The organism is Paenibacillus sp. FSL F4-0100, from assembly GCF_037993005.1.
GTDB lineage: Bacteria > Bacillota > Bacilli > Paenibacillales > Paenibacillaceae > Paenibacillus_AQ.
Genome location: NZ_CP150303.1, coordinates 3,238,530 through 3,258,690 on the forward strand (window position 1 = coordinate 3,238,530; position 20,161 = coordinate 3,258,690).

General features: G+C 43.7%; 21 protein-coding genes and 3 pseudogenes. 20 read left to right on the forward strand and 4 right to left on the reverse strand.

The features are described from left to right. The first annotated feature begins 272 nt into the window (after positions 1-272). Positions 273-437 carry a hypothetical protein gene (locus MHH48_RS14650; RefSeq protein WP_179090751.1) on the forward strand — a complete coding sequence of 55 codons (165 nt, stop codon included), beginning with the start codon at positions 273-275 and terminating at the stop codon, positions 435-437. A 302-nt stretch (positions 438-739) separates the two neighbouring features. Next, positions 740-2,536 carry an AAA family ATPase gene (locus MHH48_RS14655; RefSeq protein ID WP_076326564.1) on the forward strand — a complete coding sequence of 599 codons (1,797 nt, stop codon included), beginning with the start codon at positions 740-742 and terminating at the stop codon, positions 2,534-2,536. A 1,695-nt stretch (positions 2,537-4,231) separates the two neighbouring features. Here MHH48_RS14655 and MHH48_RS14660 read toward each other — a convergent pair. Beyond that, positions 4,232-4,611: pseudogene (locus MHH48_RS14660) on the reverse strand (helix-turn-helix domain-containing protein). A 179-nt stretch (positions 4,612-4,790) separates the two neighbouring features. On the opposite strand from MHH48_RS14660, the pseudogene MHH48_RS14665 reads away from it, so the two are divergent. The 8 genes and pseudogenes from MHH48_RS14665 to MHH48_RS14700 all read left to right on the forward strand — a co-directional run bounded on the left by MHH48_RS14665 (position 4,791) and on the right by MHH48_RS14700 (position 12,323). Next, positions 4,791-5,815 (forward strand): annotated as a pseudogene (locus tag MHH48_RS14665) (zinc-binding alcohol dehydrogenase family protein). A 308-nt stretch (positions 5,816-6,123) separates the two neighbouring features. Further along, positions 6,124-6,872: pseudogene (locus MHH48_RS14670) on the forward strand (DUF3363 domain-containing protein). A 186-nt stretch (positions 6,873-7,058) separates the two neighbouring features. Further along, entirely contained in the window at positions 7,059-7,361 is a 303-nt protein-coding gene (locus tag MHH48_RS14675; RefSeq protein WP_076326753.1) for a metalloregulator ArsR/SmtB family transcription factor, read from the forward strand. A 63-nt stretch (positions 7,362-7,424) separates the two neighbouring features. Further along, positions 7,425-8,411, forward strand: coding sequence for a zinc-dependent alcohol dehydrogenase family protein (locus MHH48_RS14680; protein WP_340390687.1), 987 nt, complete (start codon positions 7,425-7,427; stop codon positions 8,409-8,411). Beyond that, positions 8,408-8,776, forward strand: coding sequence for an antibiotic biosynthesis monooxygenase (locus MHH48_RS14685; RefSeq protein WP_340390688.1), 369 nt, complete (start codon positions 8,408-8,410; stop codon positions 8,774-8,776). The genes MHH48_RS14680 and MHH48_RS14685 overlap by 4 nt, the downstream gene beginning before the upstream one ends. A 986-nt stretch (positions 8,777-9,762) precedes the next feature. Next, a complete protein-coding gene (locus tag MHH48_RS14690) occupies positions 9,763-10,599 on the forward strand; it encodes a carbohydrate ABC transporter permease (RefSeq protein WP_340390689.1) in 837 nt (278 codons plus the stop codon). Positions 10,600-11,572: 973 nt separating this feature from the next. Further along, positions 11,573-11,755 carry a hypothetical protein gene (locus MHH48_RS14695; RefSeq protein WP_256720870.1) on the forward strand — a complete coding sequence of 61 codons (183 nt, stop codon included), beginning with the start codon at positions 11,573-11,575 and terminating at the stop codon, positions 11,753-11,755. Positions 11,756-12,002: 247 nt separating this feature from the next. Beyond that, positions 12,003-12,323: a hypothetical protein gene (locus tag MHH48_RS14700; protein ID WP_076326402.1), complete on the forward strand. Its 321-nt coding sequence runs from the start codon at positions 12,003-12,005 to the stop codon at positions 12,321-12,323. 316 nt (positions 12,324-12,639) lie between these two features. Here the strand turns inward: MHH48_RS14700 and MHH48_RS14705 are convergent, their stop codons facing one another. The 3 genes from MHH48_RS14705 to MHH48_RS14715 form a co-directional block, all read right to left on the reverse strand. Continuing rightward, positions 12,640-13,911 carry a site-specific integrase gene (locus MHH48_RS14705; RefSeq protein ID WP_076326403.1) on the reverse strand — a complete coding sequence of 424 codons (1,272 nt, stop codon included), beginning with the start codon at positions 13,909-13,911 and terminating at the stop codon, positions 12,640-12,642. 78 nt (positions 13,912-13,989) lie between these two features. Next, entirely contained in the window at positions 13,990-14,403 is a 414-nt protein-coding gene (locus MHH48_RS14710; protein WP_076326404.1) for an ImmA/IrrE family metallo-endopeptidase, read from the reverse strand. A gap of 18 nt (positions 14,404-14,421) precedes the next feature. After that, entirely contained in the window at positions 14,422-14,847 is a 426-nt protein-coding gene (locus tag MHH48_RS14715; protein ID WP_076326405.1) for a helix-turn-helix transcriptional regulator, read from the reverse strand. Between the two features lie 100 nt (positions 14,848-14,947). Between MHH48_RS14715 and MHH48_RS14720 the strand changes: the two genes are divergently transcribed. The 10 genes from MHH48_RS14720 to MHH48_RS14765 all read left to right on the forward strand — a co-directional run bounded on the left by MHH48_RS14720 (position 14,948) and on the right by MHH48_RS14765 (position 20,161). Continuing rightward, complete coding sequence (locus tag MHH48_RS14720; protein ID WP_179090747.1) at positions 14,948-15,148, forward strand: helix-turn-helix transcriptional regulator; 201 nt, start codon at positions 14,948-14,950, stop codon at positions 15,146-15,148. Between the two features lie 309 nt (positions 15,149-15,457). After that, positions 15,458-15,646, forward strand: coding sequence for a hypothetical protein (locus MHH48_RS14725; protein ID WP_218641294.1), 189 nt, complete (start codon positions 15,458-15,460; stop codon positions 15,644-15,646). Between the two features lie 2 nt (positions 15,647-15,648). Then, positions 15,649-16,005 carry a helix-turn-helix domain-containing protein gene (locus tag MHH48_RS14730; protein ID WP_076326407.1) on the forward strand — a complete coding sequence of 119 codons (357 nt, stop codon included), beginning with the start codon at positions 15,649-15,651 and terminating at the stop codon, positions 16,003-16,005. After that, the gene (locus MHH48_RS14735) at positions 16,002-16,223 is read left to right on the forward strand and encodes a hypothetical protein (protein WP_076326408.1); all 222 of its coding nucleotides are present in this window, start codon (positions 16,002-16,004) and stop codon (positions 16,221-16,223) included. Before MHH48_RS14730 ends, MHH48_RS14735 begins: the two co-directional genes overlap by 4 nt. 186 nt (positions 16,224-16,409) lie before the next feature. Continuing rightward, positions 16,410-17,306 (forward strand): hypothetical protein, encoded by an 897-nt coding sequence (locus MHH48_RS14740; RefSeq protein WP_076326409.1) that lies wholly within the window; start codon positions 16,410-16,412, stop codon positions 17,304-17,306. Positions 17,307-17,312: 6 nt separating this feature from the next. Continuing rightward, positions 17,313-17,606 carry an AbrB/MazE/SpoVT family DNA-binding domain-containing protein gene (locus MHH48_RS14745; protein WP_076326410.1) on the forward strand — a complete coding sequence of 98 codons (294 nt, stop codon included), beginning with the start codon at positions 17,313-17,315 and terminating at the stop codon, positions 17,604-17,606. Between the two features lie 13 nt (positions 17,607-17,619). Beyond that, positions 17,620-18,021: a hypothetical protein gene (locus MHH48_RS14750; RefSeq protein WP_076326411.1), complete on the forward strand. Its 402-nt coding sequence runs from the start codon at positions 17,620-17,622 to the stop codon at positions 18,019-18,021. Continuing rightward, positions 18,018-19,226, forward strand: a complete 1,209-nt coding sequence (locus tag MHH48_RS14755) for a DUF2800 domain-containing protein (RefSeq protein ID WP_076326412.1) — start codon at positions 18,018-18,020, stop codon at positions 19,224-19,226. Before MHH48_RS14750 ends, MHH48_RS14755 begins: the two co-directional genes overlap by 4 nt. A gap of 94 nt (positions 19,227-19,320) precedes the next feature. After that, entirely contained in the window at positions 19,321-19,920 is a 600-nt protein-coding gene (locus MHH48_RS14760; RefSeq protein WP_076326413.1) for a DUF2815 family protein, read from the forward strand. 73 nt (positions 19,921-19,993) lie between these two features. After that, positions 19,994-20,161 carry a hypothetical protein gene (locus MHH48_RS14765; RefSeq protein WP_179090748.1) on the forward strand — a complete coding sequence of 56 codons (168 nt, stop codon included), beginning with the start codon at positions 19,994-19,996 and terminating at the stop codon, positions 20,159-20,161.

The window sequence follows — 20,161 nt, forward strand, 5'->3', positions numbered from 1 at the left end:
CCTAATACCTCAACTGCAGTCTCTGGTGTCTTCTGGTTCACTTGGAATCACAGCTGCAGAACAATTAGCATGAAAAAAGAGAAGGTCAAATGACCCTCTCTTACGTAATCTAGACATCTTCTTCATAATCGACAGTAGCGGGATTAAATCCCATATCCTCAATTACCTCTTCAAGGCTTGAGTAGTGCTTCCCAGGATTAATTTTATATTGGTCAGTCACATCATTATCGTCACCATCTTTAATGGGGATATTTATGTTGGAGGGGAGTCCCATGAGGGAAGAAGAAACGCTTCGAATAAACATGTTAACGACCTTATTGGAATGGGAAGAAATGAAGTTGGCAGAAAAAGAACGTGAAGATAAAGAGATAAATACAATTACAAAACCGATGATAGAATTAAAACACCAACGGGGAAATATTGGTATATGTATGTAGCTTTCGGGATGCTATATAAGTAGCATCACTCTAAACTGCTCAAACTGGGTGATATTTTTGTTTTATGACCTCGATAGAGTGAAGTGGCCACGATTTGACTTGATCAGACAATTCACATTTAAAGGGACCGAAATAAAAGATGTTTTTTGTTACTATCAATTTAATGGTATATTATTACTAGGACAATAGAACTGTAAGCTGCGCTTACTTTGCTCTATTGTTTTTAATGTCGAAATTTGCTTGATAAACTTGGGAGGTATTTTAGGAAGATTAAAGAATCACGTAACAAGGAGGGAATGAAAATGAAATTAAGGAAATTTACTATTCGGAATTATAAAGGTATAAAAGAACTTTCAATTGACATAGAGAATATCTCTGTCATTATTGGGCCAAACAATTGCAGTAAAAGTACCATTCTGCAAGCGCTGAATCAATTTGGAAGTAAAGAACTTCAGTTAAGTAAAAATTTTTATCATAAACATGATATGTCTCAGCCTATTAGTTTTCATGCTACCTTCTCAAATTTGACAGAAGACGAGATCGAGATGCACGGAATTCGAAACTCTATACATAGAGAATCAGGTAATTTCATTGTAAGAGCTATATATAAGGAAGGTTCAAATGTTGAACGTGCTGCCAAAATTTCTGGACCTCAAACCCATGACTTAGGACAAGAAGGCTGGGAAGGAAGACTTGGAGGTGGTAGAAACGGAACTCACTTCCTAAATGTTTTTCCAGAAGTTATATACATACCTGCAGTTAAGGATGCCAATGATGAGTTAACCAATAAGTCTGCTCACATGAAAACGCTGTATAGTCTATATAAAAATGTTGTAGCAGGGTTGCCCGAGTACATAGAAGCATATGAGAAAACTCAGTTGCTCCAGCAAAAAATCAATGAACATAATGATGAAAAGATAAGGTACTTTGAAACTGAAGTGAGGGAATTTCTAAATGAAGTTACTTCAACAGATGTTAAGTTTAAAGTGAATGTTAGTCCTTTAGATGAAATAGTAAGCACTTCCCTCTCAACAAATTTTAATTATAATGGTTTAGATACAGAGTTAAACCATCAAGGGAATGGCGTACAAAGGACGTTTATTTTGTCCGTTTTCAAAGGATTTAGGAAATACAAACGACGGTTTGAATCAGACAATATTGAAAACAGTAGACCTTTAATTATTGCACTTGAAGAACCAGAATTATACTTACATCCACATTTGGCACGAGTATTTAAAGATACCCTATATAGCTTAGCAGATGATGGTTTTTTTCAAGTAATTGCTACCTCACATTCTCCTAATTTTGTGGATTTATCAAAGCCAAATAGAACATTATCAAAAGTTTATATAAATCAGAAGAATGAAGTTGGTCTAAATCAAGTTAATTCAGACGTTTATGGCTTACCAGGACACGAAAAAGAGAGGCTTCAAGCTCTTCTAAGGTTTAATCCTTATGTAAACGAAGTCTTTTTTGCTGATAGAGTAATATTAGTTGAGGGGGATACGGAAGTAATCGCTCTAAAAGTCATAGGGGAAAAGTTAGTTGAAAACGGTCAGCTAAACTCAGAAGATTATTATAAAACTAGTGTAGTTAACTGTAACGGAAAAGGAACAATGTATGTTTTGTTGAACATCTTAAATAATTTTGGTATTACCTATACGATTATACATGATTACGACATAACTGAACTAGATAGAAAAGGTAGCAGAAGAAGTAGTGTTTCATTAAAGTCGACCTTGACTTTGAATCACAAATTAGAAAAACTAGCATTTGCGCGAGGAAATAAAAAGTTTGTTCTCCGTCATACATTTGAGGCTGAGATGCCACATGATTATGAAAAGGGGTCATCAAAGTCTTTCTCGGCATATGAGTATCTAAACACAAAAGAACTCGATGAGTTGCCGATCGGACTTCTAGACATAGTAAAGGCTTCTTATGGAGTGGCTGAAATTGTACCAGACCATAGGAACGAAATTTTAGTACAGCAGTACGATTGGAGTGAGATGAAAGAGGCTAAAGAACAATGGAATAAACCAAAAGAAACAGATTTCTTAATACGATTGTGGGATGAAGTGCCGGAAGTAACAACTACGTAGACTTTAATAACGTAACAAATATAGAATCCAAGAGATAAAATTGGAAAGTAACAGCAAACGATTAAGTTGTTCAAAAATGTTGGATGTTTATTACAAAACTAGGGAAGCGTCTGACGGACGTTGGGGGCGGATTGGGGACCAAATTCGTCCCCAATAGTCATTAAGCCACCAATTGTGGCATAAGCAAATTCGAAAATGCCCATTAATAAAGGATTCTTCAGGCTGTAGCCCATTAGCTCCTACCCCATACAGGTCGCGTAGCCAGTTCTTGTGTTCTAAAGGAATGCATTTCTGTAGGGTCAGAAACACGGGTACCATCTGCGTAATAGATAATGACCATTTTTTCGCTTCAGCTATGCTTAGTAACCGCTTCTAAAAACACCGAAAACTTGGCAAAGATCAGGATCAGTCACTCGGCCTAGATCCATTGCATGTTCGATGAGGTTGAAATGCTCTGGAACAACTACCACCAGGATATGTAACCCTGTAGAGAGTAAACAAACTAAGTATGGCTAACGGCTACTCTGTGGCAGGAGGATGAATTTCAAGGAGGTACTGGACCTCATGCAAAAGCGTGGACTTCAAGCATCATTCTCCGGAACTCAGGTTGGGCCCTCGAGGGGCGATTACCTGTCAAGCCTAAGGCTATAATATGCCGTACCAGGCAGCAGAACTTGTGGCGGAGAATCTTCTAAGTGGAATCACATGAAAGGAAAGTCAATCCAGAATGGGTGAAGCATATGACCAATACCGGGTTGGCGAACGACCAGTGGATTTGTCGAAGTAGTTGGCACCCACAGCCCGCCCTTCTTAACGCAAGCGATATCGCGCATTGTGTTCGGTATCGGTAAGATATCGAAGGTGATATTGGATTTACTCAAACTTACAGTACCAACTGCAGCATGGTGGCAAACAACCGGGAAAGAAACCTAAATCAAAAGAAAAAGACAGCCAGTCTTTGTGATCGGCTGTCTTTGAATAACTAACGTACTGATTAGCGTATTTCGACTTGAGTGTACATAGGATGCATTGAGTGTTTGTATTTAATTTATAATGAAAATTTTTGATATGGGAAGTACGCATGATTTTAGCCGATCTGGATTGTGTTGCCGTAGAGAAGATTAACGGGAGCGTTCTTGACTCTGGTAAGTTTGGTATTAACGGAACATTCTTTAACTCTACTGGCGGGAATCTTCTTGGTGTAGCGCGTCAACAATGGTGGGTGTCACTCGCGCCTTGAAGAGCCCCGGCCACCACCAGACCTATCGCCAAAAATGGTTGAGCGAAAGCGTCAATTCGAGGTGCTGTCGTCATCATTTGAATAATATCAGCTTGGTCGGTAAACTAGGAAGCCGCCAAGGGGGAAAATACAAACAATAGAATACCGACAAAAGACATGAAAATGACGGCGACCCCGGCGGTCAACATTCCGTAACGATAGGCGTCCTCAACTGGTTCGTGTGACGAATCCTGTTTCTTTGGCTAGTTGGGTGAGAGCAAGAGGAGACAAATGTCGTTCCAGTTCTTGTGAAAACAAATGAAGGTCGTCTGCATCATAAAACGCTATTCTTTCATTAATCAGTCTAATGAAAGAATAGCGTTTTTTCGTTTTGGGGAGGGAGTATTTTCCTTAGCTTGATGGGCATGTGGCGGGACCCCGGTAACTCTGTAACCAGGTCGAATGACGTAAATAATTTAAGACTCCACTTGTTCCGAAATATTCTTACTTGATGGCGATCTCTTTGTTATACCTTTCCCCCAGTCTCTCATAAGCATAATAATTGGTTCTAATGTAAGGCCGAACTCAGTTAACGAATATTCTACCTTTGGCGGAACTTCTCTATAGATTTCCCTGTGTACTACTCCATCTTTTTCTAATTCACGAAGCTGAAGGGTCAACATCCGCTGTGTGATGTCAGGCATTAGCCCGCGAAATTCATTAAAACGCTTTGTTCCTGAAAGTAAATGATATAAAATAACACCTTTCCATTTCCCCCGATTACTTCTAGCGTTGCTTCCACGGGGCATCCGTAGGGGTTAGGACAAGCTGAGTATTGGTTATAGTGATTTTTCATTTGTATACCTCCATCAAGCATTAGTATAAAAAAGAATACTATACAACAAAATTGTGCGTACTTACGAAAAATAATTCTTTGTACTATTATAACAAATATAAAGGCATGAAAAAACCATTGACTCTCTTTTTGATGCCGGTTATAAAATTTACAGAACTATACGAAAGGATGAAATAATCATGTCAACTATAAAAGCTGTAGGTTTGTATCGTTATCTACCTATTGATAATTCAGAAAGCTTGTTAGATTTACAGCTGGAAAAGCCAAGTGCTACGGGGCGGGATTTACTCGTTCGCGTAAAAGCTGTGGCAGTTAATCCAGTTGATTATAAGGTTCGATCACCCAAAGAAAAGGTAGAGAACAACCCTAAAATTTTAGGCTGGGACGTGGCAGGAATTGTTGAAGAAGTGGGACCAGATTGCACGTTATTTCAACCAGGTGATGAGGTCTATTACGCTGGTGACATCACTCGGCAAGGTGGTAATAGTGAATTTCATCTTGTTGACGAAAGGATCGTAGGAAAAAAACCAAGATCTTTGGACTTTGCACAAGCTGCTGCTCTACCATTAACAACAATTACTGCCTATGAAGCACTATTTGATCGTATGAATATTAGTCGTGATTCAAACGAAAATAAGAATAAAACGCTTTTAATTATTGGTGCTGCAGGGGGGTTGGCTCCATAGCTATTCAATTAGCGAAAAAGGTGGGGTTGACTGTTATTGGTACTGCCTCCAGACCTGAATCGATTGCTTGGGCAAAAGAACAAGGGGCTGACCATACCATTAATCATTTTGAGGAGTTCGTTCCACAATTAAAACAGGTGGGATTTGAAACAGTTCATTACATTCTCTGTCTTAACGCAACAGAGAAGCATTGGGTAAATATGGCAAAGGCTATTGCTCCCCAAGGAAAAATTTGCTCGATTGTCGAAACAGACGTGCCTCTTCATCTAACATTACTAAAAAACAAAAGTGTAACCTTTGTTTGGGAGTTGATGTTTACAAGACCCATGTTTCAGACGGAAGATATGATCGAACAACATAAGCTCTTAAACGAGGTTGCTGATTTAATTGACAGTAAAATAATAAAAACTACACTAAACAAACGACTCTCACCTATCAATGCTGAGAATTTGCGAAAGGCTCATTCATTACTAGAGACTGGCAAATCTATTGGAAAAATTGTCGTAGAAGATTTTTAATGTAAGGGGAATCGCCAGCCAAACGCGGATTTTGTACGTCAAGCCTTTTTAAACCATAAAAAGGCCGGAATCCCGTAAGCTAAGGATTACCGGCTTCAATTTTTCTTGTGGTAAGTGGCAATAGTGAATCTAGGTTTGCACTCTGTTTCTGATCGAATGTGTACTCACCAAGGAAGTTGATGTGCTCCCATCACAATGGAGAAATATGACTTATCAGATTTTCCCAAAGCAATTCCGCGAACGTGGCGAAATCATACGTACCATGCAGAGGACCATGAGGCAAGCAGCGTGAATTGGCTGTGTTCTTGATGGACAAGACCGTCGCGGCACTGGCCACCGATGGTATCTATCGGACTGACCATCATCCGGCAATCGCCAAGGTCCAGCCGTATGCCAACTGCGATCCGCGTGAAGTGGTCGATGCCCATGTACGGCGGCTGGAAGCGTTGCGCCGTGCGGGCATCGTCGAGCGGCTGAGCGAAGGTGTCTGGCAAGTGCCGGAGGACTTTCCCGAGCGCGGCCGTCAGTACGGTGCGCAGCGACTGGGCGGCGGCGTGGCGGTGGAACCGCGTTCGTACCTGCCTATTGAGCGACAAGCCCGCGTAATCAACCTGGCTGGACAAGCAATTGATCGGCGGTGGCAAGGGCTTGGGCAGTATGGGGGTTGGCAGCGCGAGGTAAAAGACGCGCTGCGAGAGCGTGCTGATTTCCTGGTCGAACAAGGTCTGGCCGAACGGCGCGGTCAACACGTAATCCTGGCGGCAACCTGTTGGCGACGCTGCGCAAGCGGGAGTTGGTGACAGCAACTCAAGGCATCGTAGCGGAAACTGGGTTGAAGCATAGTCCATGGACGAGGGCGAGCATGTCAGTCATCTACCAGCGCAGCGTGATGCTTGCCAGCAGGCGTTACGCCATGCTCGATGATGGCAAGGAATTTAGCCTAGTGCCGTTGAAGCCGTTGATCGAGCAGCGGCTTGGACAGAACATCGCCGTGACGGTGCGTGGTTCAGCGGTATCTTGTGAGATCGGGCGCCAGCCTGGGCTGTCTGTCGGTTAGGCAGGGCCTTCGGCATCAGATCGCCAGGGTTTCGGACAGAGGCAGGGATGCATGTCCTCCCCTTCGGGAGGCTTGCAAATTTGAGAGTTGCTCCAGAAAAGGGCTGACTCTTCATAACGGCGGTTGGCTCTCGTTTGACATATCGGTAAATTTCGATATAATCAGGTGAAGGAGGTCATGGAGGTTATGGAATTGCTCGAAATATTCAAAGCTCTCTCAAACCATACACGCCTTGAAATCTTGAAAGGTTTGAAGGATCCCGCGAATAACTTCCCTCCGCAGGATGAAGGTGACGTTCTTACGGTGGGAGTCTGCGTCAGTAGTATTCAAGAAGGTGTCGGACTGTCGCAGTCAACGGTGTCTGATTATCTTGCGATTCTGCAACGAGCGGGCTTGGTCGAAGTCAGGCGCATCGGTCAGTGGACCTACTACAAGCGGAACGAAGCAACCATCAGTGCTCTAGCCGATATCATAGGGAGAGAATTGTGATTCTTTCCCTATGATATCGAAAATTCCCGATATTTCTTTTTATCGAAAAGAGGAGGATTTACAATGAAAGCGATAATACTTAAATCATTTGGTGGCCCGGAATCGTTCGAACTTTGCGACGTGCCCAAGCCTGTGCCGCACACGGGACAAGTCCTGGTCCGGGTACATGCAACCTCCATCAATCCGTTGGATTACCAGGTCCGACGTGGCGATTATCCCGATTTGGTGCAACTGCCGGCCATTACCGGACACGACGTATCTGGCGTTGTCGAAGAAGTCGGGCCGGGTGTGACGAACTTTTCTCCAGGAGACGAAGTCTGGTACACCCCGCAAATATTTGACGGACCAGGAAGTTATGCCGAGTACCACGTTGCTGCCGAAAGCATTATTGGGAAGAAGCCTACCTCGCTGAGCCATCTTGAGGCGGCAAGCCTGTCCTTGGTTGGCGGGACGGTGTGGGAAGCACTGATCGAGCGTGCGGCGCTAAGAGTGGGGGAAAGCATTCTAGTACACGGCGGAGCGGGCGGAGTCGGTCATGTGGCGATCCAGCTCGCAAAAGCCATGGGAGCAAGGGTGTTCACGACCGTGCGCGAAGTAAACTTTGAGTTCGCACGAAGTTTGGGTGCCGATGTGGTCATCGACTACGAAAAGGAGGATTATGTCGACGCTATCATGAGGGAAACGGGTGGCCGCGGAGTCGATGTCGTGTTCGACACCATCGGCGGCAACACATTGTCGCGCAGCCCCGACACGCTCGCACAACTTGGCCGCGTTGTCACGATCGTGGACATTGCACAGCCACAAAACGTCATTGAGGCCTGGGGCAAGAACGCGAGTTATCACTTCGTTTTCACAAGACAAAACCGCGGCAAGCTTGATGAGTTGAGCGCATTGATAGAGCGTGGCCAGCTGCGGCCACACGTTGGCGCCGTCTATTCGCTTGCCGACATTCCGCTCGCCCATGCCCGGCTGGAGAGCCCTAACAACGGTGTTCAAGGAAAAATCGCGATTGCAGTCGGGCCGTCGGCTCATTTTAAAGGAACGCCATGATTTATGAGATCGCTCTACTCCCCGTTCACAATGAACACATTGAAACGTTCAGACGTGCATTTGCCGAGGTCGCTCCTTTGCTCAGCCGTGCAAAGGGTTACGGCGGTCACTTCCTCGCGCAAGGGATCGAAACACCCCAGCTATTCCATCTAATCGTGCGATGGCAAACACTCGAGGATCACACGCCGGGCTTCGAAGCGAGTGAAGACCATCGGATGTTCATGATGGGCTTACAGGAATATTTTTCGGAAGAACCAAGGGTCTATCATATTGAAGGGGCAGCTTTTGCTACAGGCGAACATGATGATCCGAACAGCGCCGTTGGCATGGGTAATGCTAGTACCTTAAGGAGCTTTTGGCTTTAAAGCAATTGGGCCGTTGTTGGGTTGTTCTTCGCGCCTAATGGAATCTGTGCCGACATCGTTCATTGTCAAGCTAGTTTTCGCAGACATCTTCATGCGGCGCGTCAGTGGATGCCCGCAGCGGTTGTTGACAGTCAGAAGGCACTCGATCGTACGACCCGGCCTCAATCGGGTTGGCCTGAGCTCATATCTCCCGGTACTCAACTCCCAGCGCACCGCCAATCAGGCTATTGATGCGCTGGAGCTGAGTCAATGGGGCGTACTCGGCGCTGGTTGCAGGAAGTGTCCCTTGCGCAGCTGAGTTGTTAGATGGCGTATCGTTCCGACGCTGTTGGGAGATAGAGGTCATCATACTGGATTACTTTATGAAATGCTTGATGAGTAATAAGCATAACAGAGAGAAAACCAAAAAAATGGTTATTTGATATACAAAAATCAGATGGTGAATTTATTAATGAACTTATCGAATTATTGAAGAGATAATTAGAAGTTTTTTATTACGAGTGTTATATACTTGTTTTTGACTAGTCGCGTTAATCGCGGCTATTTTTTATATCTAATGAAAAAGTTGCTTATGCAGTAATAAGTATGAAAGTTATTGGGAACTAGGAAGGCAATTTTGTGGATGATCATTTTATAAATACTGATCATTATATATATTAGTATATTATTCTTTTAAATAAATAATTGATATTTCTGCCTTTGCTCACTCCCGTTATTTTCTACAACCTGGTCATGGGAATGATCGGTGCATTCCAACAGTTCACTCTTCCCTATACGTTGACCAAAGGGCAAGGAACTCCTGCAAATTCCATGACTTTTTACGTCATGTATTTATATGAGAACGGATTCAGGTATTTCAAAATGGGGTATGCCTCCGCAATGGCCTGGATCTTATTTATTATAGTCATGGTATTAACCGGAATTATTTTTATTACGTCTAAACGCTGGGTTCATTATCAAGGGAAATAAGGAGGAGGAAGTAAGGGATGAATCCTATCGCTATCAAAAGAATCAATCGTGCGTTAGCCTATTTATGTCTAATTGTTGCTTCTGCATTTTTCATTATTCCGTTCATTTGGCTGCTTTCGACTTCTCTTAAACCACTCACACAAGTCTTTACATTCCCACCAGAGTGGATTCCGCATCCAATTCTGTGGAGTAATTATTCCCGTGCCGTTGAGTATATCCCTTTCTGGACATATCTGAAAAACACGGCGATTATAACAATCGTTAGTACGCTTGGTGTGATCATACCCTGTCCCTTGGTTGCATATAGTTTTGCCAAGTTAGAGTACCGTGGGAGAGGCATACTTTTCTTTGTTACCCTCGCTGTTATGATGATTCCCGGACAGGTGACGATGATTCCTCTATTCCTGTTGTTTACTAAATTAGGTTGGGTAGGAACATCTCTTCCACTGATTGTACCCCAATTTTTTGGAGTGCCAATTTACATTTTTCTATTGAGACAGTTTTTCATGGGACTGCCTGATGCCCTGCGCGAAGCGGCCCGCTTAGACGGCGCTAGTGAGTTCCGCATATATTTACAGATCATGTTTCCACTAGCCAAATCCGCCGTTTTAGCCGTGGCATTGTTTCAATTTATGGGGAGCTGGACTGATTTCATGGGCCCCTTGCTCTATTTAACCAATGAACCATCTTACACGGTTTCGCTTGGATTGCAGCAATTTCAGAGTCAAAAGGGATCCGAATGGGGTCTATTAATGGCCGTATCCACCTTGATGACATTACCTATTATTGTTTTGTTCTTTTTTCTTCAAAAGACGTTTATTAGCGGCATTACATTTAGCGGTATAAAAGGTTGAACATCATTTGTATGAATTAAGCTCCAGCGATGCGGAACTCTGGGGATGTTAGGACGGACCAAAGGCAGAAATGGGAGGCTGAATTTGATTAAACGTAAGGGTGTGGGGCGTAGGCGGCGCGGGAACATACAGCATTTCCGGAAATACGATTACGCTCAAATTTGCGGACGGCAAAACGGAGCGGTTCGTATTCTTCGTCCAACCCGGAAAAGATGGAAAGCCGATTTCGCAGTATATCCAAATCGGCGACCGCAATTTTTATGTAGATAACGATCGATAGGTCCGTTGGAAAAAAGTTAATAAGCAAAAAGGCAGCGATGTGTAAAGCAGAAGCTGCCTTTTTTGCGTACCAATGCGTTCTGCATAATAATGAGGCTCGCAAGGCAGATGGAACGATAGTTTGTGGATTTGATACAATTGTAAACTAATTACGAAAAATAGGTTTTCAATAATGTGACTTAAACTCAAGGAGAATTCCAATCTGACACTTGCATTACTAAGTATTATTTAATGAAGCCAAGAGGAAGAATTACAAACAATAATAAGGAGATTCAGGAACTCCTCGGCCACTCAAGCCTGAAGACAACCGAGATTTACACACATGTCGGCCTTAAACAGCTCCAACGTATTCAAGCCCTCTGGACCGACTCATGAGAAGCAACCTGCCGGAGATGGAGGATTAGCCCTCTCTTCGTCTAATAATATATATGGGAACATAAAGCGAATTCGTATATTTTCTCCTACGATGGAAATGGGTGAATTCGTATTAGCTAATCGAAGAAGTCAGCAGAATCGGATAACATTATATCCACGCATCGGGCATACGCGGCTGGTCCGGAGAAGGATTTTGGGGAGCAGAGGCTGCCGAACACATGAGACTACGTCGAACGTCGTTAATGTGGTTGTCGATTTCAGTTTTTGGCAACGAAAGAGACGAAATGATTATAAGAAGTTAATTGAAGATGGAGGAGGAGTGTGGAAACTTATATATTTGAAAGTTCATCCTAATGAATTATGTGAACGACTTCGTATTCGGAGCCAGCGATTCGATGCAAATGCAGCATTTACAATAACAGAAGAAATATTATCTTCATTCCTAGAGGGTTTTGAAATACCTTCTGGAGAAGGGGGAATTATCATAGAAGCAAAAGTATAATCAAAATGAACTAATGGTGTAGGAGGTTCGATGAAGGCGCTGACATCCTATAACACCATATTCATGCATCGGGCATTAGCCCTTGGTCCGGCACGAAGTTAGATGTGATTCGGAGAGGGATTTCAGCAGCAGGAAGTGGATTCAGCCGGACATATCGATCCCCCTAAGATAGGAGCTATCTAAGGGGGATCGACGTCGTGTGAACATTATGCGAAACCAGCAATAGAAACAGAACGAGGCGATTATTTTGTCTATAGCAGCAATTATCATTAAGCCAGAAGATACAAACTTCTATGTACCTGTTTCAACTGAGGCTTTTTTTCAGAGATGTTGGTTGCCAGCCATCAAAGAGCTGAATCTGAAAATAATTTCCTTATTTAATCCTGGATTAGATCTTACTAAAAATGACCTTTTTCCTCTAGTAGAAGAATTAGAAGTAATAAAAAAATGGGCTGAGGTAAATTTAAATAATGATGATTTTAATTATCTGAAAAGAAGGATTGATTTTCTCATTGTTAACTTAATAGAAGTATTCAATAGTGATGAAGCTATAGTGTTCATTGGATAACATCATGAAGACTCACCCAATGGAGAATTATGATAAAAATGGTATGAAAGTGAAGTATATTAAGAACGATTTAAGAAGTACAGAATCTAATGAATAGATGGAATGAAATAATTAATTCCAGCAAGTTCATAGATGTCGTTGTCATCGATAACAACGTATTAGCGCTGCAGAGATATCGTCCTTTGGTTGTCCAGATGTATAATCACGGAAGTAGCTCACACAACAAACGACTCAGCCTAAGATAAGAGCTATCTAAGTTTGAACCCTTGATACTACAGGCTTTATAGGGGGTATTGCCCACAATTTGCCCACAAAGTTAGAGCAAATCCCCTATAAAGCTATCCAGCTTATCGACGTTCGCGCGTCTACGAGCTTCGGTTACATGGCGGTATACAAGCGTGGTTAATTCATCTTTCGAGTGGCCTAGCTGTTTTCGTATGTCATCGAGTGGCACACCGACTTCTGCGCTAAGGCTCGTGTATGTGTGTCTTAAACCGTGAGCGGTAATAAATTTGCTTGGAAATCCAGATGCTACAAGTACTTTATCTAACATCTCATTTACTCTAGCTGGTCTCATAGGGTATCCTGGCAACTGTTCGGTAGGATTCACAAAAATGAATTCTCTACCTTCTTTATTTCTGTGGTATTCGGGACCGATCATTAAACGAAAGGCTTTCACATCTTTTATTTGTGCTTCGATAACTGCTGCGACTCTTTTGCTAATATCAACTAATCGGCGTGATCCTTTAGTTTTAGGTGGGCCAATTTGATAATTGCTTAGTCCCTCTTTGTCATACAATGTAGCGCTAATTCTGATCTTTAACTTAGCATTACTAATCTTTCTTGGTTCTAATACGCTAAGCTCTCCGATACGTACGCCCGTATGAGCCATAATATAAATAGCCCTTACGAATTGTCGCCATTCGAATGCATCTCTTGGAGTGGCGGCTTGCTCAGCATTTTGTTTAGCTGCTGCTATTACTTTAGTCAGTTGATCTTTTTCTAGAAAGTTGGGAACTTCCGCTTCTTCGTCAAAATCCAAATCCAGATCTTCCTGATCTTCATCCCTTGGGATCGTAGCCCCTATACAAGGAGATGTTTTGATCTGTCCACGTTGCACGGCATGGCGGAACAATGCATTTAGCAGGCCGTGTATACTCTGTATTGACTTCACGGCAAGTTTGCGTTCTTCTTGCAGCCATAGCAGAAAGTCTTGATATCGATCAGGAGTAATGTCTTTAATCTTGTCTCCATTAAAATAGGTGCACGGATGCACTAGCAGGTGCTTGTAAGTGTGAACCGTGTTTAGGTGAAGCTTATTAATCCTTGAGTGATAAACCAACATGTGTGGAGCCCAGAGATTAAATATGGTTTTATCCTCATCAATATAAGTCCCCTGTACTAGCTGTGCTTCGATTAAAATACCCGCTTTATAAGCTTCTTCAGGTGTTGGGAAAGAGGGTGTATCTGTCTGCTTCCTATCCTTTTTACCGTCCTCGTTAATTATTGGGATGTCATATCGATACGTGTACCCTTTTCCGCGCTTACGCACTTTAGGTGGTAATTCGTTTTTCTTCCTTTTTGCCACTAAATCACCTCCTAATATATCGAACATATGTTCTGTTTTTATGTATAATGAACAGCCTTGCAGCTGGAAAGCGCAAAGTTAATAGAAAACATGAAATATTTCAGGAATACCACACCGAAGCAAAAACTGTTGTTTTGTCTCACCATGCTCTGGCTCATTAAGGCCTATAAGTAAATGGACAGACAATCTATGCGCCTGCCGTTCCAGCTTATCTACAGAGAAAAAAGTGCTGCTTCTTAGGAACGGCGTATTAATACCTGGGTGAAGTATCGCGTGGCCAAGTTCATGGCCGCAGGTATATGTGGCTTGTTCTTGATTAAGTCGGTTGTTGATGTGGATAACAGGAATACGATTAGAATGTGAATAGTATCCCCATGTTTGTTTACCCAAATCTTCGAACAGAACCATGATATTAGTCTTAGCTGTGATCTCAAAAGGTGAATTGGTTCCGTGGGTTTGTATGAGTTCTCGAGCTTTCCTCATTTCTGTCATATCAACGCCCCCGGATGCTTATTTTCGATATTTCTTCGGCGTGAATTTTTTCTTAGCCATCTCCCGCGACATGCGAAGTGTATTTTCTAGGGATATACGCAGCAACTCTCGATCTTCATCATCCATTGGTTCGCCCATAAAGGATAGTGACGAGTCAGAATCTAGGTCGTTCATCATTGCTTCAAGTTTTTTTGCGATGTCTCGTTCGTCTTTATCTGTCAACTCAAAATACTGTCGATCCTTCTCGATAGACCGTCCTAATAGATAGTCAGTGGTCGTATCGAGTATATCTGCTATTTTTTGTAGATCGGAACTTGACGGTGTTACTCTATCATTCTCGATGTGACCGAAGTTTGAACTACCCATACCCAGATGGTCTGCAACTTGCTTCTGTGTAAGTTTTGCCTTTTTACGCAACGTTTTGATCCTTAATCCCATAGACATTGAAGTCGCTCCCCTAAAAAAAAGTGTATTAGAAATACAATTAGGTGTTGACTGTATTTAAAATACGATTTATACTAGGGTCATATCGGAGGTGATGCGCATGAAACGAGCGGCACTCAAGGAAGCCAGGAAATCTCTTGGCCTTACTCAAATTAAAGCCGCTGAGTCTTTAGGCGTGCATGTTGAACATGTGCGAAGTCTTGAATATGGTCGTGTAAACCCAAGCTTGAGATTAATGTTCAAGATATGCCAACTTTACAAAGACTCCCCCGAAAAATTATTCCCTGATTTAAATAAATAGTATTATCAATACGACAATTGTATAATACCGTATTTTAATTAGGGTGTCAATTAATATCGGGAATTTTTTTTGGGTGAAAACTGTATTTTAAATACGATTTTATTGAGCAGGTGAAAATATTGTATATACAGACTTCTAAGCCGACTCTAATCCGCCTTGCAAATTCGATCGGAGTTCATTTGGAGTTCAACGCCTCGTATGTTCGCGAACTTGGCGATCACAATTGGGTAAGACGGAAATCCATGTACCATAGGCTGTACCAGCGGGCCTCGTGAGGAGAGCTACCGTTTACTGGATGAGCGGTTAGGAGTGAAATTATCAACGCGCTTAACCAATAAACGTCGTCGTATGGCGGATGAAGGAGTTTGTAAGTCCAAACGGGATAAGCTGAATTACCTTGATGTAATCGCTGACGACAAGAAGTTCATCGAAGGTTACGTGGCTATCGTGAAAGATTTAGCTGTTAAGTATGTTAAGGGACGTGAAAGCGAGGTATAAAAATGTCTGATCAAATTCAAATGGCTACAACGATTATCAATCAAATCATTACAATGCAGCCAGCAGACAACCAGCGTAAGATTCTAAGCGATCTATTCAGTCGTTTCGGCTGGCCTGACAAAGAAGAGTACAGAATTATGACTGATCAAGAAGTTGCAGATCGATTTGGGGTCACGGTGCGAACAGTTCAAGATTGGTTGTTATCTGGTGAACTGAGAGGGTTTAAAGAAGCGCGTAAATGGTATTCGCGAACTGACTGGGTGCGAGAATTTGAAAACGCCAAGTCGAATGATCCGAGGATCAAGGCAATCCTTCCGAGAACGAGAAACTATCGTCCTGGGGAGGTGTCATCCAAATGAGCAAAGTCACGGATCTGATATCCGATGAGGTTATCGACTACTGTGCAAATGAGTTATGTGGTAAGGAAATTTATTTCGGACAGCCGGTTTCAAAGATCGGCCACGAGCTGGTTTGCTCGGGTAAATGCCTGATCGAGAAGATCGGCGGCGTAACGGTGATTGCTGGAAGGGAGGTGAGAAACCAAAGTGAACACGAGGTTACAGATCCGCAGCTGTAAAAACTTGATGGAGCTAATCGAGACAACAAAATCTTCGCTGCTCCGGGAAGTGTATCGCCGGCAATACGTCAGCCTGGCTTCAAGGCTTAAAAAGAAAAATGCAGCTTGAACGGGGTAGGAGCCGTCAAACTGCACACAAATTCACTAAGTTAAGGCCAGTTTATCACTGGTTGAGAGGAGAAGCAAATGAAAATCTGTTATCGGGAAATCAATTTTCGACCTGGCAGCCTTCATCTGATTGAGCAAGTTAACGGCATTATACATGAGTATCAAGAAATGGGTTATTCTTTGACTCTTCGTCAGGTGTATTACCAGCTGGTTGCAAGAGATGTAATTCCAAACAATGAAAGGTCATACAAGAACCTCGGTAGCTTGATATCTGATGGCCGAATGTCGGGGCTTATTGATTGGGAAGCAATCGAGGATCGGACAAGAAACCTAAAGAAGAATAGCCATTGGTCTTCCCCTGGATCGATCATTTATTCAGCTGCCCGTTCATTTGCTTATGACAAATGGGAGGATCAGGACAATTACGTCGAGGTATGGGTCGAGAAGGACGCGCTGGTGGGTATCGTCGGGCAAGTCTGTGACGAATTGGACATTCCTTATTTCTCTTGTCGTGGTTACGTGAGCCAATCCGAAATGTGGGCAGCAGCTCAGAGACTTGAAGATATGGCAGGCAATAAAAATATTCACATTCTTCATTTAGGCGATCATGACCCGAGCGGTAAAGACATGAGTAGAGATATCTGTGATCGCTTAGAACTGTTTGGTGTATCTGTGGAGTTTGATCGGATCGCCCTTAACTACGACCAGATCGAGGAGTACGGCCCGCCGCCCAACCCCACGAAGCTATCTGATAGTCGTGCGACCGGCTACATAGCAGAGTATGGTTATGAATGCTGGGAGCTTGATGCACTCCGTCCTGATGTCATTGACGCACTTATTCGGGATAAAGTAACTGACCTATGTGATCTGGACTTGCTGCAAGCTGCGAGAGATCGGGAAGAAAAGTCTCGAGAAACCCTGAACACAGTGGCACGAAACTGGTCGAAAATTGAATCAGAATATGGGGAGGCTTAATGCACTATGAGTACATTAAAAGCTACCGGAATTGTTCGTCGAGTCGATGATTTAGGACGCGTCGTGATCCCCAAGGAGCTACGCCGCACGCTGGGAATCGCTGAAGGTGACCCAGTTGAGTTTTACACCGAAGGTGACAAAGTTATCATTAATCGCTATGCCCCTGGATGTGTCTTGTGCGGTCACTCACGCGATGAATTGGTTTCACTTTACCCGGAAAAGTTGGTTTGCAAACCATGTATCAAAATTATCAGCTCAAATGAAGAGAAATTATTAAGCAGCCTAATTCAAAAACCTTAAGGAGGACTTATACATGCCCGTACAAATCACGATCAACGGCGAGAACGCTGTTCAAGCTATAGAGGAATTCGCTACATTATCCGCTGCATTCGGCGGAGCCACTCCCTCAACTGCACCTGTAAAGGAAGAAGTTAAGCCGCGTCAGCGGAGGGCTACAGAGACTAAAAAAGAAGAAGCGAAGGTTGAGGCAGACCTGGACACTTCCCCTGATGAGGGAACTGAGGGTAGCCAACCGAATGAAGATGAAGACATTCCAACTGTAGTTGAGCTTCGTGCTAAGGCCCAGGAAGTCGGAAAGGACGCAAAGAAGAAGCCGGCCATCAAGAAACTGCTTGGCGAGTTTGAAAGCGCGTCGATCTCGGATGTCCCAGAAGAGAAACGGATCGCATTCATGGCTGAGCTGGAGGCGCTATGACGCAGTCAGCACATGCTGAACGGGCTCATGCCTTATTGGGTGCGTCCAAGGCGGACCAGTGGATAAACTGTCCACCTAGTGCTCGACAACAGGAGAACGTGCCGGATAAGCGCAGCGAGTTTTCCGATGAGGGAACGGCGGCCCATGAGCTGTCCGAGTTGATTCTTCGGCGCAGGCTAACACCTTGTAATGCGGCTGAGCGAAAAAAGCTTGATAAGGCAATCGCAGATTTCAAGAAAACCAATACATTTTACGGTCCAGAAATGGAGAACGCCGTGGCTGCCTATGTGGAGGTGGTTGAGGAGCGCTTCATGGCAGCCAAGGCTCGATCCAAGGACGCTGTGATACTTTTCGAAGAGCGTGTGGATTTCTCAGAATGGGTCCCAGATGGTTATGGCACCGGAGACGTTGTGATCATCTCGGACTGGATGCTTGATGTCATTGATCTCAAATACGGGAAAGGTGTGCCGGTCAGCGCAATCGGTAATCCTCAGCTCCGGTTGTACGGTCTGGGTGCATGGTCGAATTGGAATTATCTCTATTCGATCAAAGAAGTCAGTATGACGATTGTTCAGCCACGATTGGACAGCGTCAGTACCGATACTCTTCCGCTTGGTGAGCTAATCGAATGGGCTGAGAACGTTGTTACGCCTGCAGCTGCACTGGCAGACGCTGGCGTAGGTGAATATCAGCCGGGTAGTCATTGCCGCTGGTGCAAAGTGAAGGGGAACTGCCGTGCTCGGGCTGATGAGAATATGAAGGCTTTGGCGTATGAGTTTCAAGATCCAGCTCTTCTATCCATGGATGAGATTGGTTCAGTTCTATTCGTAGCTGAGCAGTTGAAAGTATGGGCCAAGGACGTCGAGGAATATGCCTTCGACCAGGCTAAAGCCGGAGCAACAATCCCATCATGGAAACTTGTGGAGGGTCGAAGCAATCGGGTTATTACCGATAAGGCTGCCGCTCGTAAGGCCTTAGAGACTGCTGAGCTTGAGGAGCTTGAGGAGGATTGGTATCTCAAGCCGCAGGAGCTGCTTGGCATTGGAGATCTGGAGAAGAAGGTCGGCAAGAAAGAGCTTGCTTCCTTGCTGGACGGTTTGATTGTGAAGCCGCCAGGTAAACCGGTACTGGTGCCGGAGACGGACAAGCGGTCAGAGCTGAATAGCGTGGATCAGGACTTTGCTGGAGAGGACTTCGAGGTGTAGTCATGGGTGATATAGCTGATTACCACGTAGACAGAATGACTTCCGGTGCTTGGTCAGTAGGAAGACTAATTCAAATAAAAGGAGAAATGAACATATGGCAATCGATAATCAATCAACCAAAGTAATCACTGGAAAGGTACGTCTTAGTTACGCCAATGTATGGGAGGCCACTCCTGATGATAACGGGGTTCTCTGGTATAACTCGTCCATTTTAATCCCTAAAGATGATAAGGAAACTCTGCGCAAGATTAAAGCTGCCGTTGATGTGTTGAAAGAGCAGGCGAAGGCTAAGTATGGGGGTAAAATTCCTCCTAAGTTCCATACTCCTCTGCGAGATGGTGATGAAGAAAGACCGGATGATGAAGCCTATGAGGGTCACTATTTCTTCAATGCCAAAAGCAAAAACAGACCTGGTATCGCGAAGCCGATCGGTAAGGACAACAACGGAAAAACCAAATTTCAAGAGATCACAGACACAACCGAAGTATATTCCGGCTGCTATGCCAAAGTCAGCATTAACTTCTATCTATTTGACACTAAAGGAAACAAAGGTATTGCAGCAGGCCTCAATAACATCGTTAAAGTACAGGATGGCGATTTCCTGGGTGGTCGCAGTAGTCTGAATGATGACTTCGCAAGTGAAGACTTCGACGACATTGTAGATATCAGTGACGATGACGATTACTTGAACTAATTTTACTTCTTTGGAGGGGCTTGGTATCAGGCCCCTTTTTATAACCGCAAAATCGTAATTTGGAGGGGACATCATGGATCTTCAAGTGAAATATCAGACTGAGTACGGAAAGTGGTTGTGTTTTAAACATGCTGTAAAAAGAGCGCTGGCTGAAGAAGATATTCACACCATGGTTGATGAATTTGGATCTGAGTATGACATGCGTGATACAGGTTGTGTCGATTGTAACGAGGGCGAGTGA